Genomic DNA, 14,829 nt, shown 5'->3' on the forward strand with positions numbered 1-14,829 from the left:
GACGCCGGATCGGATCCGATCTCCGGGGCTCGGGGGCGCGATCGGGCCGCCGCGGCCTCCGGCGGCCCGGGCGGCATCGGTCACCGCCCGTCACCGCAGGCGGCGGGTGGTGACCGGTCCGGTCCCGGGTGGCTCCCCGGCCGCCGGAACCGGCCACAATGAACAGCACCACAATGAACAGCAGTGACCAGCAACCGGGCGACAGGCCCGGCCGAGGATGATCTCTCCACGAGGTGAGCGATGAGCCAGACCGCACAGCGCCCCACCGGGCCGAGCGAATCCGGGGCGAATGCGCGGGGCTCGGCACGCCCGACCCTGGAGGAGGTGGCCGCGCTGGCCGGCGTCGGCCGCGGCACCGTCTCCCGCGTGATCAACGGCTCGCCCCGGGTCAGCGACCGGGCCCGCGAGGCCGTCCAGGCCGCCATCACCGAACTCGGCTACGTCCCCAACCGGGCCGCCCGCACCCTCGTCACGTCGAGGACCGACTCGATCGCGCTGATCGTCCCCGAAGCCGAGACCCGGCTCTTCTCCGAGCCCTACTTCTCGGACATCATCAGCGGCGTCGCGGCCGAGCTCTCCGAGACCGACATGCAGCTGCTGCTGATCCTGGTGCGCAACCGGCGGGAGCGGGATCGACTTTCGGCCTATCTGACGGCCGGCCGGGTCGACGGCGTACTGCTCGTCGCCGTGCACCAGGACGACCCGCTGCCCGCCCTGCTGGAGAGCCTGGAGATCCCCTCCGTGCTGGCCGGCCGCCGGGGCGACCAGGAGCCGTTGAGCTACGTCCACGCGGACAACGCCGGCGGGGCGCGGATGGCCGTGCGGCACCTGCTGCGGCGCGGCTGCGAGCAGGTCGCCACCATCACCGGACCGCTCGACATGGAGGTCGCCCGGGCCCGGCTCGGCGGCTACCGGACGGCCCTGGAGGAGGCCGGACGCCCCTACGACGAGGAGTTGGTGATGCTCGCCGACTTCACCGAGGAGGGCGGCCGGCTGGCGATGCGTGAACTCCTGGAGCGCCGGCCGGGGCTGGACGCCGTGTTCTGCGCCTCCGACGTGATGGCGGCCGGCGCGATGCAGGAGCTGCGGGCGGCCGGGCGGCGGGTGCCGGACCAGGTGGCCGTGATCGGCTTCGACGACTCGATCGTGGCCCGGCACACCGACCCGCCGATGACCAGCGTGCGCCAGCCGATCGAGGAGATGGGCCGGACCCTGGCCCGGCTGCTGCTGGACGAGATCACCGAGCGCGGACGGGCCCGCCGCCAGGTGGTACTGGCGACCGAACTGGTGGTGCGGGACTCCGCCTGACCGGTGGGGTGGGGTGCGGGCCGGCCGGGCGCGGCCGGGGCGGTGGCCGCCCCGGGCGTGACCGGGCCGGCCTCGCGCGTCCGGTGCCAGGTGGCCTGGTGGTGGTGCGGCGGTGTGCTGGTCCCGGGCTCGCCCCTTGCCTCGGACCGCAGGACGGCGACCCGGGGCCGGAGCTTGCTGCGGCCGGGCCGCTGAGCCCTGTTCAGGGCTGGTTCAGCGGCCCGGTGCAGGTGTGGCCAGCCGGTGCCCGGCTGCGGTCGTGCGGGGTGCTGCGCGGTGCGGGTGATCGCTTCCGGGCGGTGGCTCCCGGTGGCGACCGGGGTGCACGGCGCCTGTCCCTGTTCCGGAGCGTCGGCCCTGCCGGCGTCGTACCCACCCGCGCGGGCGGTACGGGTGGCTCCGGGCGGGCCGGTCGTCAGGAGTTCGGGCGCAGCGTCCAGATGACGGTCATGACACCGGTGACGGCGCCGTCCGCGCGGGTGATCTCGACACTGACCGGGAACTCCGGGCGCTCGCCCTTGTCCAGCTCGGCCACGATCTCCGCGGCGGGGCGGCCGAGGACGGCGGTGGCGGTGACCGCGCCCATCGCCAGCTTCTTGTAGGAGATCTCGGCGCTCACGGCGAGCGGAACCGCGCGCGAGAGCTGGTCGGCGAACGCGCCCAGCACGATGCAGCCGCTGGCCGACTCGGCGAGGGTGAACATGGCGCCGGCGTGCGGGCCGCCGACGTGGTTGTGGTAGTCGGGCTGGTCGGGCAGCCGCAGGACGGCGCGCTCGGGCGTGGTCTCCAGGTATTCGAGATTCAGGGTGCGTGCCATCGGCACGGTGGAGTCGAGGAGCTGGCCGATCGAGGGAGTGGTCATGCCGACATGTTACTAGTCGGTAGCTTCTTGGGGCAGGTCCGGGTGCCCGAAATTCCCGGCCGCAGCCGACGTCCGTCCCGAAGTGATCGGGGGAGGCGGGGAGGTCTGGGGGTTGGGAGGGGAGCGGTTGGCGCGGCGGGCAGGAGCCGCAGGGGCCGGGCGCGCGGGGCGCGCGAGGCGCCGTGTTTCGGTGCCGGAACGACAGAAACGCCTGAGGGCCTGATCTCCAGAAGAGATCAGGCCCTCAGGCACTGGGGTGAGTGACGGGACTCGAACCCGCGGCCACCTGGACCACAACCAGGTGCTCTACCAACTGAGCTACACCCACCATCTGTCCGGGGCGTTCCCGCTCCGACAGGAAGAACTCTACAGGATCCGAGAGGGTGCTCGCGCCAGGGTTTCCGGCAGGCGGGGCAGCCTGTTCGGACCCCCGCCCCGAGCCCGGGGACGGTCGTGTCGACCCGGTCGGCAGGACCGTCCCCGGCCGTCCGGTCAGCCGCGCCGTCCCGGTAGCACCGGCGGCGCGGCCCGGTTCACTCGGTCGGCAGCTGGTACTTCGCCGCGATGGCGCGGGCCGTCTCGGTGTCCGGTCCGGGCTGTGCCACGAACACCGCCTCGCGGTAGTACTGCAGTTCGGCGATGCTCTCGCGGATGTCGGCCAGGGCCCGGTGGTTACCACCCTTCTGCGGGCTGTTGTAGTAGGCCCGGGGGAACCAGCGGCGGGACAGCTCCTTGATCGAGGAGACGTCCACGATCCGGTAGTGGAGGTGCCCCTCCAGCGCGGGCATGTCACGGGCGAGGAAGCCGCGATCGGTGGCCACCGAGTTCCCGCAGAGCGGGGTCTTGCCGGCCTCCGGCACGTGCTCGCGGATGTACGCCAGGACGAGGGCCTCGGCCTCCGCCAGCGTCACCCCGTGCTCCAGCTCGTCGAGCAGACCCGAAGAGGTGTGCATGGTGCGCACCACCTCGGGCATGTTCGCCACGGCCTCGGCGGGCGGGCGGATGATGACGTCGATGCCGTCGCCGAGGATGTTCAGCTCGGAGTCCGTCACCAGCGCCGCGACCTCGACCAGTGCGTCCCGGTCGAGGTCGAGCCCCGTCATTTCACAGTCGATCCATACCAAACGGTCATTCACGTCACTCACCCTACGGCGCGATCACGCGCCGCGGGCACTGCAAGGCCCGCGCGGGAGCCGGCCGCGCCGATCCCGTCGTCCGCGGGTGCGGCGGGCGCGGGCACGCGGTCGGTCGGCGAGGCGTGGTTCACGGACCGGTGGTCGGTGGCCGCGCCGCCGTCCGGAAGGTGTCCGGACCCCAGGTGACCCGAGTCGCCACGACCGGATTCACCACGACCTGATCCGCCGTACCCGGCGCCGCCCTGTCCGGCGCCGGCGTGCTGGATGTCCGCCTGTTCGGCGCTGGCGTGCTCGGTGTTGGCGTGCTGGGCGTTGGCGTGCTCGGTGTTGGAGTGTTCGAGGCTCACGTGTTCGGCGCGAGCGGGCTCGGAGGGGCCGCGACCGGCGGGTACCCGATCGTTCGGCGACGCACCGGATCCGGACCGCTCGGAGAAGGGCCGCTCGGTGCCCGAACGGTCGGGCACGCTCCGTTCGGGCACGCTCCGCTCCGTACCGGCTCGGCCGGCCCGGTGCCCCTGGCCCGATCCCTGCCCCCGGGCCCCCGGTTGCGGCTGGCCGTCCTCGGCCGCCGCGTGCTCGACGGTACGAGGAGGCCGCGGGCCGGCCGGACCCGCCTGGGCGGGCACGAGCGCCCGGCCGCCGCGGCCTGCCGCCGACTGCGCGGTGTGGGCCGGGTACGGCTGGCGGGCGTGCTGCCCCTGATGCGGGACGGCCCCCGGAGCCGAAGGTGCGGACGGGTGCGCGACGCCGTGGGCGGCGTGCCCCGCCGAGCCCGGGCTCGGGGCATGCTGCTGCCCGGGCGCTCCGGCCCCCGCCGACGGGTGGGCGTGGCCGGGGTGCCCGGTCGCTCCCGGCTGCGGGCCGCCGGTCGTGCCGGTGAAGCGCTCGGTCGGGCCGGCCGCCGTGGCAGTCGGCCCGGGCCGGCGGGCCCGGTAACTCGTCCGGTAGGCCGCCGGCGAGACGCCCAGCTGGCGGCGGAAGTGCCCGCGCAGCGCCACCGGGGAGCGGAAGCCGCAACGGCGCGCGACGTCGTCCACCGACAGCTCGGAGGTCTCCAGCAGGCGCTGGGCCTGCAGGACCCGCTGGGTGATCAGCCACTGGAGCGGCGCGCTGCCGGTGAGGGTGCGGAAACGGCGGTCGAAGGTGCGGCGGCTCATGTAGGCACGGGCTGCAAGGACCTCGACGTCGAACTGCTGGTTGAGGTTCTCCAGGGCCCAGGTGACGACCTCCGCCAGCGGGTCGTTGCCGATCTCCTCAGGTAAAGACTGATCGATGTACTGGGCCTGCCCGCCGCCGCTCCGCCGGCTCGGCACCACCAGGCGGCGGGCCAGGGCGTTGGCGGCCTCGGCACCGTGGTCGCTGCGGACCACGTGCAGGCAGAGGTCGATCCCGGCCGCCGTACCGGCCGAGGTGAGGACGTCGCCGTCGTCGACGAAGAGTTCGCGCGGGTCGACATGGACCCGCGGGTAGCGCTTGGCCAGTGTCGGAGCGTACATCCAGTGCGTCGTGGCGGGGCGCCCGTCGAGCAGGCCGGCTGCGGCGAGGACGAAGGCACCGGTGCACAGCCCGATGATCCGTGCGCCCTCGTGGTGGGCCTTGCGCAGGGCGGCGATGGCCTCCACCGGCGGCGGCTGCGAGATCGAGCGCCAGGCCGGTACGACGATGGTGCCCGCGCGCGCGAGGGCCTCCAGGCCGTACGGGGCGGTGAGGGTCAGCCCGCCGGTGGTGGCCAGCGGACCCTCCTCCCCGGCGCAGACCAAGAGGCGGTAGCGGGGCACGCCGGCGTCCTGACGGTCGACGCCGAAGACGGACAGCGGGATCGAGCTCTCGAAGATCGGCGCGCCGCCGAAGATCAGCACGGCCACCGTCTCGCGCCGCCGCCGGCCGGAGAGCTTGCGGGGCGGAGTCGACGTCAGCGGTCCGGCGGACGACTGCCCGGGAATCGTGCTGCCCGCGGCGGACATGACGGTGGATCCGGAGCCCGAGGAGTGCGGACCGCCCTGGAACACGGTGCCGACGGTCGCGCCCACCGCCGCGCCGGTGGTCTGGCCCGCCGTCAGGTGCGGCCCGCCGATGCCGAACTGGTTCGGGACGGCGTGCGAGGTGCCGAACGGGGAGCGGCCGAGGGGAGCGCGCGTGACGGTGCGGCCGGCGGCGTCCGCGGTGGCGGAGGCGTCGGCCGAGGCGTCGGATTCTCTCGACGCCTGGTCCGTGAGACCGGCCACGGCCTGGCCGTTGTCAGGACCCGCGTCGCTCCTGCTCACCCTGCTCAAGGCGCTCAAGCCCCCTCGGTGGTGTGGTGTGGTGGTGCGGCACTGCTAGCCAAGATCGAATCTACTGGGTGGACCGTTGCTGTTGTGACAAGTTCACCATTCGACGCTATGTCGACATGGCAATTTGGCGTGAAGCATTCGATCACGAAGCGTGGCACCCGTCGAGCCTTCTGGGAAGGGGGCAGGTGCGGCGGTGGCTTGTTGTCGCACGACCTTTCCCGTGGTGGCGGACCCCGACGGGCCCGGCCGACTGCCGTGGGCTGCGACTTTGTCCAAGAGGGGTCGACCGACACCAGATTGACTGAAAATAGGCGGTGCACGCGAGGGGCGCGCACAGTACAGGAGTGCGCCCGCCCCACCCCCTCAGCACAGCACCGAAGGGGCTGGGACCCATCCCGACCCGTCCGGATATCGTCCTGTCGTGGAGAATCGCAGCCGGCTCGAACAGGCCAACGACAACGCCGCTGGATTCTGGCTCGCCCAGGCCCGCGTGAACGGGTGGGAGTACCTCCACCGACCTGGCCTCACCGCCGTTCGGTGCGCCCGGAGCGCCGCCGACCCCCATCGCGTGGTGATCACCGATCCCTATGGCGAATCGGCCGTGCTGGAAGAGGAGTTGTCCGAGCTGCTGAACTCATGGCGTACGACCCAGCTCTGCCTGGAGGATCCGTACCGGCGACTCGACCTCTCCCGCTTCGGGTGTGTGCACGGACTGGACATGGCGATCATGGTCCGTGAGCCGGTGGTCGTGCCGGGCCCGAACGCGATGCCGGGTTCGCCCCTCGTACCGGGTTCGGCCCTCGGGCCGGGTTCGGCCCTCGCGCCGGGGCAGGCCGTCGTGGTCGGGTCCGCCGCTGGTTCCACCGGTTCGGTAGGTACCGCGGGTTGGGGCGGGCGGCGGCGGTACGGCGACGAACTGACGGTAGCCCAGGCCGTGGACGGTGAAGGGTTGGCGGCTGCGGAACGGACGGTGGTGGAGGGGTTTCCCGTCCCCGCGCATCAGCCGGCCGTGCGCGGCGGGATGCTGGCGGAGGGTCTACTGGACGAACCGGGCCTCCGGGCCTGGCTGGCCGAGGTCGACGGACAGGAGGCCGGAGCCTGCCTGACCTACGACAACGGCACGACGGTCGGGGTGTACTGGGTGGCCACCCTTCCCGGCCACCGGTCCAGGGGGGTGGCCCGCGCGCTGGTCGAGGCGGCACTGGCCGCACACCCGGACAGACCTGCCGTGCTGGTCGCCACCCTGCTCGCCGAGCCCCTCTACCGCAAACTCGGTTTCGTGGAGCAGGGGGTGACCCGATGGTGGGGCTATCCGGCGGCGCCCGAGGCGTACCCCAGCGGAGCCTGACGCAGGCGCTGAACGGCCTCGGTGCTGCCACCCACCACCCTCGTGGCGCTGTCCGACCGAGGCCGGGACACGGGGAGGGAGCCTGAGAGGGAGCCTGGGAGGGACCCGGCGGCGGCCGAGGAGAGGGCACAGGGGGTGCCGTTGCCGTGCGGGGCGGCGCTGGGCGAGCCGGCGCTGAGTGAACCGGCGCTGGGTGAACCGGTGAGGGTGGAGTCGACGGCGGTGGGGTTGGCGGTAGCGGTGTCGGCGGCAGCGGATGGACTCAGGGGCGTGGCGATGGATCGGGTGGCCGCTGCCAGTGCCGACGTCGGCCCCGTGGAGGCCGGCGTTGTAGCCGTAGCCGTAGCCGTAGCCGGACGCGGAGTCGAGGTCGGGGTCGCCGCACTCGTGGCGGGCCGACCCGCTCCGGGTGCGCCGGCGACGGACGCACCCTTGGGGGACGCGCCGAGCGCGAGTGCGGCCGGCTCGGTGTGGGTCGTCGGGCCGGAGGAGGGCGTGGCGAAGCGGGTACGGGGCCTCGGACGCTGTTCCGATGCCGGACCGGTGTCCGGCATCCGGCCGAGACCGGCCGCGACCCGGGACGCGCGACCGGCGGAGTTTCGGACAGTCACCGAGCTGGGCACGCTCGGCGCCGGTGTGGTGCTCGATGCCTCCCCGGTGACCGGGGTGAACGGAGTGTTCGCCGTGGTGTCCGCCGACCCGACGGCCCTCGGCCGGGCCACGGGTCGTGCCGCCGGCCGCTGGTGGGGCCGAGGGCTGGGGGCGGCCACGGCGCTCAGGACGAGCCCGACGGCCTCGGGGAGCCCCGGTGCGCTGAGTGTCGGACGATAGCCGGGTTCCGACCAGGGCCGGCCATGGTGCAGCCACACACTGCGCAGGCCGGTGAGGTCGGCGCCCGCGATGTCGGCGGGGGCGTGGTCGCCGATCATCCAGGTGTCCGAAGCCCAGTCGCCGGTGGGTGGCACGCCACAGCGCTGTGCGGCGATCTCGAAGATCAACGGATCGGGTTTGAGGCACTCCGCCTCCTCCGAGATGACCCAGCCGTCCACGAGCGGGCCGAGCCCGGTGCGGCGGATCTTCTCCAGTTGCGGGCGGGTGCCGCCGTTGCTGACGATCCCGAGGGTCCAGCCGGCGGCGCGGGCCGCGCGCAGGGCGGCGAGGTGACGAGTGGGGCAGTGGATGTGGGAGTTGATGCCGCGTCGGTAGTGGGCGAGCAGGAAGTCGAGGGAGTGGTCCAGGCCGTAGCGGCGGCGGGCCGCTGACAGTACGGTGCTCCGCGGCACGTACCCGCCGCCGTCGATGGTCGCGAGCCAGTCGAGTTCTGCGGGGGGCAGCCCCAGTTCGGACAGGAAGTCGTGGGCCCAGGCCCGGAAGGCCGCGTCCCGCGGCAGCAGGGTGTTGTCGAGGTCGAACAGGAGCAGCGGCATGGTCTGCATGCTGCCAGCGCCGCCGGGTATGCACGTGGCAATTGCCAGGTGACGTCGCGAACCGGATCGAATTGGCTGAAACAACAACATTCGGGCCGGGAGTCCGGGGTCGGTGACCGCGAGGCGCCGGCGGTGGCGGTGGCGGTGGCGGTGGCGGTGGCGGTGGCAGCGGCGGTGGCGGTGGCAGCGGCGGTGGCAGCGGCGGAGGCCGGGCCTGCCGCCGGCACGGAAGCCGACGTGAGTGGGGTGCCGGGCGGGCGGGTGGACGGCGCCCGTGGGCCGAGCGGGTGCGGGTCGGTGAACGGCCGAAGGTTGGCCCCTCGTAGTCGGCGGTGAGTCCGGTCGGCCTGGGTCGGCGGCGGCGCGGGGAGTGTGAGGAACGGGGGTGGGACGAGGGTCAAAAACTACCGCTCTATGACAGTCCGGTCACGGTGTGTGCCCGGACAGTTGCGTAGCCGCGGCGGCTCCGTCAAGCTCCAGGGAACCTCTTTTCCCGCGCGGGGGTTCGAACGCCTGCGCAGAGGGCGCGTTGCGAGGGGCGTACGCCCCTGCCGTTGGCGGGAATCCTGTCGTTCAGGAGCTCTGCCGGTGGGCCGGGCTCCATGCCCGTCGTACTCTGAAAGGAACAGGTCACATACGGTGGTGCGCGGCACAGTCCGATGTGGTGCCGTGGGCGGGCCTGCCGCCCGGGCAGCGTCGCCCTCCCCTGTCGGCCCATCTCATCCGAAGAGCTTTGAGCCATGGCTGGTACTGAGTCTTCCCGACCAGTCGGTGCGGACGGTTCCGCACGGTCGATCGGTAGTTCGGACGGCCCGGAAGGTGGACAGATCCCTCCGGCCACGTCTCGGGACACCGCGCGCCGTGGTTGGCCGCGGTCCCGCCAGCGACGCGGGGACAGTCGGGACCGTACGGAGCGAGCAGTGACCGAACGTATCGAGCCGGGCGCAGGCCGGTCCGGGGTGCCGGGTGCCGCCGGAGCGCCTGGGTGGCCACTGGTTGAGGGCGAGGCAGTTGGCCCCTGTGACCCCGTTTTCCAGCACGGCGTGGTGGTGGGGTTTGACGGGTCGCTGTCGAGCGAGCGCGCGCTCGCGTACGCGGTCGGGATGGCCCGCCGCTCGCAGTGCGGTCTGGTGATCGTCCATGTGGCCAACCGCCTGCCGGCCACCGTCTGGGCCGGGTGTGAGCCTCCTGTCTTCGTCGACCTGCCGGATCACCGGACGGAGGTCATCGGGCTGGAGCTGGCGTGCGCGGACTTCCTGTCGGGGGTTCCGTGGATCCTGGTGGAGCGGGGTGGCGACATCTGCCACGAGATCGAGGAAGTGGGTCGGGAGTACGCGGCCGACGCCATCGTGGTCGGCAGTACGCACGGGCTGCTGGGGAAGCTCTTCGGCTCGGTTTCGGGCAGGTTGGCGCGCCGCGCGAACCGGCCGGTGATCGTCATTCCCTGACGTTGCTCCTGGGCTTGATCCTTGACGAAGTCTCAGGTCATCGAGGGCGGTGGTCGATCAGGGCGGGTCGCCCGCCGACCTGCCGTACCGGACGGCAGGTCGGCACGCAGTCGTCGCATGGTGCCAGCCGTACCCCGGCGCCGTCGGGGGACGGTCGGGCGGCCTGGGTGGAGCGCGGGTGGGGCAGACGGGACGCGGCGATGGAAGGTCTGGAGCGGGTCGGCTACTGGGAGCAGATCAGGACGTCATGCCGAGCTCACGCGCGATGAGCATGCGCTGGACCTCGGAGGTGCCCTCGCCGATTTCGAGGATCTTGCAGTCGCGCCAGAAGCGGGCGACCGGGAATTCGTTCATGAAGCCGTAGCCGCCGTGGATCTGGGTGGCTTCCCGGGCGTTGTCGACGGCGGCTTCCGAGGAGTACAGCTTCGCGATCGCGGCCTCCTTCTTGAACGGTTCGGAGTGCAGCAGCCGGGAGGCGGCGTCCCGCCAGGCCAGGCGGGCGGTGTGGGCGCGCATCTCCATGTCGGCGAGCTTGAACTGGATGACCTGGTTGGCACCGATCGGGCGGCCGAAGGCCCGGCGGGTGGCGGCGTAGCTGAGCGACTGGTCGACGCACCCCTGAGCCAGGCCGGTGGCCAGGGCGGCGATCGCGATACGGCCCTCGTCGAGGATCCGCAGGAACTGGGCGTAGCCGCGGCCGCGCTCGCCCAGCAGGTTGGCCGCGGGGACGCGGCAGTCGGTGAAGGAGAGTTCACGGGTGTCGGACGCGTTCCATCCGACCTTGGAGTACTTCTTCGATACCTGGAATCCCGGTGTTCCGGTGGGCACGATGATGGAGGAGATCTCCCGCGTTGGCGAGAACTGTCCAGCACCTTCACTCGAACGAGTGATCGGTTCGGTGAGCGCCGTGACGGTGACCAGGCCGGTGATCTCGGTGCCGGAGTTGGTGATGAAGCACTTGGTGCCGTTGATCACCCACTCGTCGGTGGCCTCGTCGTAGCGGGCCGTGGTGCGGGTGGCGCCGGCGTCCGAGCCGCCTTCGGGCTCGGTGAGGCCGAAGGCGCCCAGGAGCTCGCCCGAGGTCAGCCGGGGCAGCCACTCGCGCTTCTGCTCCTCCGTGCCGTACCGGTAGATGGGCATCGCGCCCAGCGACACGGCCGCCTCCAGGGTGATCGCCACCGAGGAGTCGACCCGCGCGAGTTCCTCCAGGGCGAGGCCGAGCGCGAAGTAGTCGCCGCCCATGCCGCCGTACTCCTCCGGGAAGGGCAGGCCGAACAGGCCCAGCCGCCCCATCTCCTTGACGATCTCGTAGGGGAACTCGCCCTGCTCGTAGAACTCCCCGATCTTCGGGGCGACCACGTCCTGGGCGAATTCGGCGACGGTGCGGCGCAGTTCCTCGTACTCGGAATCCAGCCGGTGATCGAGCATGGTGATCCTCCTGGGGCCCGGCCGGGGTGGCCGCGGGCGTTGAGTGGATGGCCGGCGCCGGTCCGATGGTGTGACAGGCGTGCCGGGCTGGTGGGGAGTCGGCCCGGTTCTGGGATGGAGCCGGGCCGTCGGGCGGGGAAGCGGGCCTCGGTCAGGCCCTGCCGCCGAGCAGGGCCTGGACGGTGCGCGAGGGGCTCGGGCGGCCGAGCCGCTCGGCCATCCAGCCGCTGGCGGCGACCAGCGCGCGCAGGTCGACCCCGGTACGGATGCCGAGGCCGTGCAGCATCCAGACCAGGTCCTCGGTGGCGAGGTTGCCGGTGGCGCTCTTCGCGTAGGGGCACCCGCCGAGACCGCCCGCCGAGGCGTCCACGGTGGTGACCCCGCCGCGCAGGGCGGCCAGGGTGTTGCTGAGCGCCTGGCCGTAGGTGTCGTGGAAGTGCACGGCGAGTCTGCCGGTCGGCACGCCCGCGCGGGCGAAGCCGTCCAGCAGGCCGCCGACCTGGCCCGGCGTGGCCACGCCGATGGTGTCGCCGAGGCTCAGTTCGTCGCAGCCCATCTCCAGCAGGCGGGTCCCGAAGGCGACCACCTGTTCGGGCGGGACCGGGCCCTCCCACGGGTCGCCGAAGCACATCGAGAGGTAGCCGCGCACGCGCAGTCCGGCCTCGGTCGCCCGTCGGACCACCGGTTCGAACATGGCCATCGCCTCGTCGGCGGACCGGTTGAGGTTTCGCCGGGCGAAGGTCTCGGTGGCACTGGCGAACACCGCGATGTCGCCGACCCCGTGCACCAGCGCCCGGTCGAGACCGCGCTCGTTGGGCACCAGGACGGGCAGGCGCAGGCCCGGATACCGGCCCGGCAGGTCGGCGAGCCGGGGCACCAGGTCCTCGGCGTCGGCCAGCTGCGGGACCCACTTGGGGTGGACGAAGCTGGTCGCCTCGACGGTCCGCAGGCCGGCCGCGGCCAGCCGGGCGATGAACTCGGCCTTCACCTCGACGGGGACGAGGGCGCCCTCGTTCTGCAGGCCGTCCCGCGGGCCGACCTCGTGGATCCGGACCTCGGCGGGCAGGGCCGGATCCGCCACCGGCGAGGGCAGGCCCAGGTCGAGCGCGTCGGGCTCGTTCGGGACGGTGGTCACGACGTCACCTCGGCGCCGGCGGTCAGCCGCTCCTGGCCCGCTCGGACGCCCGCTGCGGCATCCGGTGACTGCCCGTCGTCGGGGGTCACGACGACGAGGAGTTCCTCCATCGCCACGGTCGCGCCGGCGACGGCGCGGAGCTCCGTCACGGTGCCGTCGTGCGGTGCGGCGATCACGTGCTCCATCTTCATGGCCTCCAGGACGAGCAGTGCTTGGCCCCGCCGGACCTGCTCGCCGGCCGAGGTCTTGACGACCGTGACCGTGCCGGGCATCGGGGCGGTGAGCCCGCCGTGGTGGGCGCCGCCCCCGGCGGCCCGGTCGCCGACCGGGTCGTAGGGGTGGAGGACCCAGGCGTCGCCGTCGATCCCGAGCCAGGTCACCGGTCCTGCGACGGCCTGCCCTGACGGGTTGTCAGTGGTGTGTGCGAACGTCGTCTGCAGGCCGTCGACGGTGAGGTGCAGCCGGTCGCCGACCCGGGCGGCCCGGGCGCGGTGGGTCGGGCCGTCGCCGAGACGAACGTGCAGGTCGGAGGTGTGGCTCGAAGGATTGTCAGTGGGCTCGGCTACGTTGCCGGCAGTGACAGGTCGGACACTCACCGACACCGGATCCTGGCCGGGGGCCCGGAGTCGGTGGGTGGTCCAGGCGGGTTCGCCGCTGAGGCGCCAGCCGGACGGAAGGGAGAAGGGGTCGGTCCAGCCGTCCGGTGCGGTCGTCCGGCCGAGGTCCAGGTGCCGGGTCAGGGCGGCGGCGTAGTAGAGGAGGTGCGTCGACGGCACGGAGGAACCGATGCCCGGGCCCATCCGGGTGTCGCCCTCGTTGCCGGGCGGGACGGCGTCGATCGCAGGGCCGGAGGGGGGCACTGCGCCGGCGGTGTCACCGCCGCCGCCGGGGTCGGAGGGGCTGCCGGCACCGGTGGGAGCCGCGGCACCGGCCGGGGAGTACGGGGAGGCCAGCAGGGCGGGGTTCTGCTGGGCTGTCTGTTCGACCAGGCCGGTGTCGAGGCGGCCGGCGACGACATCGGGGTGGGCGAGCAGTCGTCGAAGGAAGCCGGTGTTGGTGGTGACGCCGAGGATCCGGGTGTCCGCGAGCGCCGCGCGCAGCCTGCGCAGGGCGGTCTGGCGGTCGGGTCCGTACGCGATCACCTTGGCCAGCATGGGGTCGTAGGCACTGGCGATCTCGCTACCCGGGGCGACGCCGGAGTCGACCCGGATGCCCTCGCCCCGCGGTTCCTCCAGCAGCAGGATGCGGCCACCGGTCGGCAGGAAGTCCCGCTCCGGGTCCTCCGCGCAGATCCGGGCCTCGATGGCGTGGCCCAGGAAGGAGATGTCCGACTGATCGAACGTCAGCTCCTCGCCGGCGGCGATCCGCAACTGCCATTCGACGAGGTCCAGCCGTCGCGGGTCCGACGTGTCGCGGCCGACCACGATCGCGAGTTCCGTGACGGGGTGTTCCACCTGGAGCCGGGTGTTCATCTCCATGAAGAAGAAGTCAAGGACGCCGGCAGGCGGCTCGTCGGCCGTCGGGTCGAGGCCGGGAACGATGAACTCGACCGTGCCGGCGCCGGTGTAGCCGCAGGCTTCGGCGGCCCGGACGGCGGCCGCACCCATGGCGGCCCGGGTCTCGGGGTTGAGTAGGACGGAGGGTGCCTCTTCGATCAGCTTCTGGTGGCGGCGCTGCAGACTGCACTCGCGCTCGCCGAGGTGGACGGTGCGGCCGTGGGCGTCGGCGAGCACCTGCACCTCGATGTGCCGCGGCCGGTCGATCCAGCGCTCCAGCAGGAGCGTGTCGTCGCCGAACGCGGTACGGGCCACCCGCCGGGCAGCCTCGATCTCGGAGGGCAGGTCGGCCGGGTCCCGGACCAGCCGCATGCCCTTGCCACCGCCACCGGCGGAGGGCTTCAGCAGTACGGGGTAGCCGATCGCCCGGGCGGCTGCGGTGAGCTCCGCGTCGGTGGGGGCGGTGTCCTGACTGCCGGGTACCACCGGCACACCGGCGGCGCGAACCGCCTCCTTGGCATTGATCTTGTCGCCCATCAGTTCGACGGCCGTGGGAGGAGGACCGATGAACGCCAGGCCGGCGTCCGCACAGGCGCGAGCGAAGGACGCGTTCTCCGCGAGGAACCCGTAGCCGGGGTGGACGGCCTGGGCGCCGGTGCGGCGCGCGGCCGCGAGGATCTGGTCCGTGCGCAGGTAGGTCTCGGCGGCCGAGCTGTCACTGCGGTCCGCCGGCCCGAGCCGAACGGCGACGTCGGCCTCGCGGACGTGCGGCGCGTCGGCGTCCGCGTCGCTGAACACGGCGACCGAGCGTACGCCGAGCCGCCGGAGGGTGCGGATCACCCGGACGGCGATCTCGCCACGGTTGGCGACCAGAACTGTGTCGAACATGGGAGGCGTTCCTCCGGGTCGAGGGGAGCCGTACGAGGAGGGCGGTGGAGGGTGGTCGGAGGGCGATCCGGGAGAACGGC

General features: G+C 72.9%; 8 protein-coding genes, 1 tRNA gene and 2 pseudogenes. 3 read left to right on the top strand and 8 right to left on the bottom strand.

Annotated features, from left to right (window positions below; translation table 11 throughout):
* Positions 1-240 precede the first annotated feature (240 nt).
* On the top strand, positions 241-1,308 hold the full coding sequence (locus ACFTWP_RS12195) for a LacI family DNA-binding transcriptional regulator (protein ID WP_380264389.1): 1,068 nt from the start codon (positions 241-243) through the stop codon (positions 1,306-1,308).
* A gap of 415 nt (positions 1,309-1,723) precedes the next feature.
* On the opposite strand, the gene ACFTWP_RS12200 is transcribed toward ACFTWP_RS12195, so the two are convergent.
* The 4 genes and pseudogenes from ACFTWP_RS12200 to ACFTWP_RS12215 form a co-directional block, all read right to left on the bottom strand.
* Positions 1,724-2,170 (bottom strand): DUF4442 domain-containing protein, encoded by a 447-nt coding sequence (locus tag ACFTWP_RS12200; RefSeq protein WP_380264390.1) that lies wholly within the window; start codon positions 2,168-2,170, stop codon positions 1,724-1,726.
* Positions 2,171-2,422: 252 nt separating this feature from the next.
* A tRNA-His gene (locus ACFTWP_RS12205) sits at positions 2,423-2,498 on the bottom strand.
* A gap of 205 nt (positions 2,499-2,703) precedes the next feature.
* Complete coding sequence (gene orn, locus ACFTWP_RS12210) at positions 2,704-3,306, bottom strand: oligoribonuclease (RefSeq protein ID WP_380264391.1); 603 nt, start codon at positions 3,304-3,306, stop codon at positions 2,704-2,706.
* A 910-nt stretch (positions 3,307-4,216) separates the two neighbouring features.
* A pseudogene (locus ACFTWP_RS12215) lies at positions 4,217-5,270 on the bottom strand (helix-turn-helix domain-containing protein); the annotation flags it as partial.
* A gap of 730 nt (positions 5,271-6,000) precedes the next feature.
* Here ACFTWP_RS12215 and ACFTWP_RS12220 point away from each other — a divergent pair.
* Positions 6,001-6,927, top strand: coding sequence for a GNAT family N-acetyltransferase (locus tag ACFTWP_RS12220; protein WP_380264392.1), 927 nt, complete (start codon positions 6,001-6,003; stop codon positions 6,925-6,927).
* Here ACFTWP_RS12220 and ACFTWP_RS12225 read toward each other — a convergent pair.
* A complete protein-coding gene (locus ACFTWP_RS12225) occupies positions 6,888-8,354 on the bottom strand; it encodes an HAD-IA family hydrolase (protein ID WP_380264393.1) in 1,467 nt (488 codons plus the stop codon). The two genes, ACFTWP_RS12220 and ACFTWP_RS12225, sit on opposite strands and share 40 nt — an antisense overlap.
* Before the next feature lie 1,013 nt (positions 8,355-9,367).
* Between ACFTWP_RS12225 and ACFTWP_RS12230 the strand changes: the two are divergent.
* Positions 9,368-9,802: pseudogene (locus tag ACFTWP_RS12230) on the top strand (universal stress protein); the annotation flags it as partial.
* Between the two features lie 237 nt (positions 9,803-10,039).
* Here ACFTWP_RS12230 and ACFTWP_RS12235 read toward each other — a convergent pair.
* The 3 genes from ACFTWP_RS12235 to ACFTWP_RS12245 form a co-directional block, all read right to left on the bottom strand.
* Positions 10,040-11,230, bottom strand: a complete 1,191-nt coding sequence (locus ACFTWP_RS12235; protein WP_380264394.1) for an acyl-CoA dehydrogenase family protein — start codon at positions 11,228-11,230, stop codon at positions 10,040-10,042.
* A gap of 151 nt (positions 11,231-11,381) precedes the next feature.
* Positions 11,382-12,365 carry a hydroxymethylglutaryl-CoA lyase gene (locus tag ACFTWP_RS12240; protein WP_380264395.1) on the bottom strand — a complete coding sequence of 328 codons (984 nt, stop codon included), beginning with the start codon at positions 12,363-12,365 and terminating at the stop codon, positions 11,382-11,384.
* Positions 12,362-14,749, bottom strand: coding sequence for an acetyl/propionyl/methylcrotonyl-CoA carboxylase subunit alpha (locus ACFTWP_RS12245; protein WP_380264396.1), 2,388 nt, complete (start codon positions 14,747-14,749; stop codon positions 12,362-12,364). Before ACFTWP_RS12245 ends, ACFTWP_RS12240 begins: the two co-directional genes overlap by 4 nt.
* Positions 14,750-14,829: the final 80 nt, after the last annotated feature.

It is taken from the genome of Kitasatospora sp. NPDC057015 (assembly GCF_042673745.1).
Lineage (GTDB): Bacteria > Actinomycetota > Actinomycetes > Streptomycetales > Streptomycetaceae > Kitasatospora.

Bases quoted from the DNA above. Each gene is read 5' to 3' on its own strand.
- ACFTWP_RS12200 (WP_380264390.1), bottom strand. From the start codon at position 2,170: ATGACCACTCCCTCGATCGGCCAGCTCCTCGACTCCACCGTGCCGATG.
- ACFTWP_RS12245 (WP_380264396.1), bottom strand. From the start codon at position 14,749: ATGTTCGACACAGTTCTGGTCGCCAACCGTGGCGAGATCGCCGTCCGG.
- ACFTWP_RS12235 (WP_380264394.1), bottom strand. From the start codon at position 11,230: ATGCTCGATCACCGGCTGGATTCCGAGTACGAGGAACTGCGCCGCACC.
- ACFTWP_RS12195 (WP_380264389.1), top strand. From the start codon at position 241: ATGAGCCAGACCGCACAGCGCCCCACCGGGCCGAGCGAATCCGGGGCG.
- ACFTWP_RS12225 (WP_380264393.1), bottom strand. From the start codon at position 8,354: ATGCCGCTGCTCCTGTTCGACCTCGACAACACCCTGCTGCCGCGGGAC.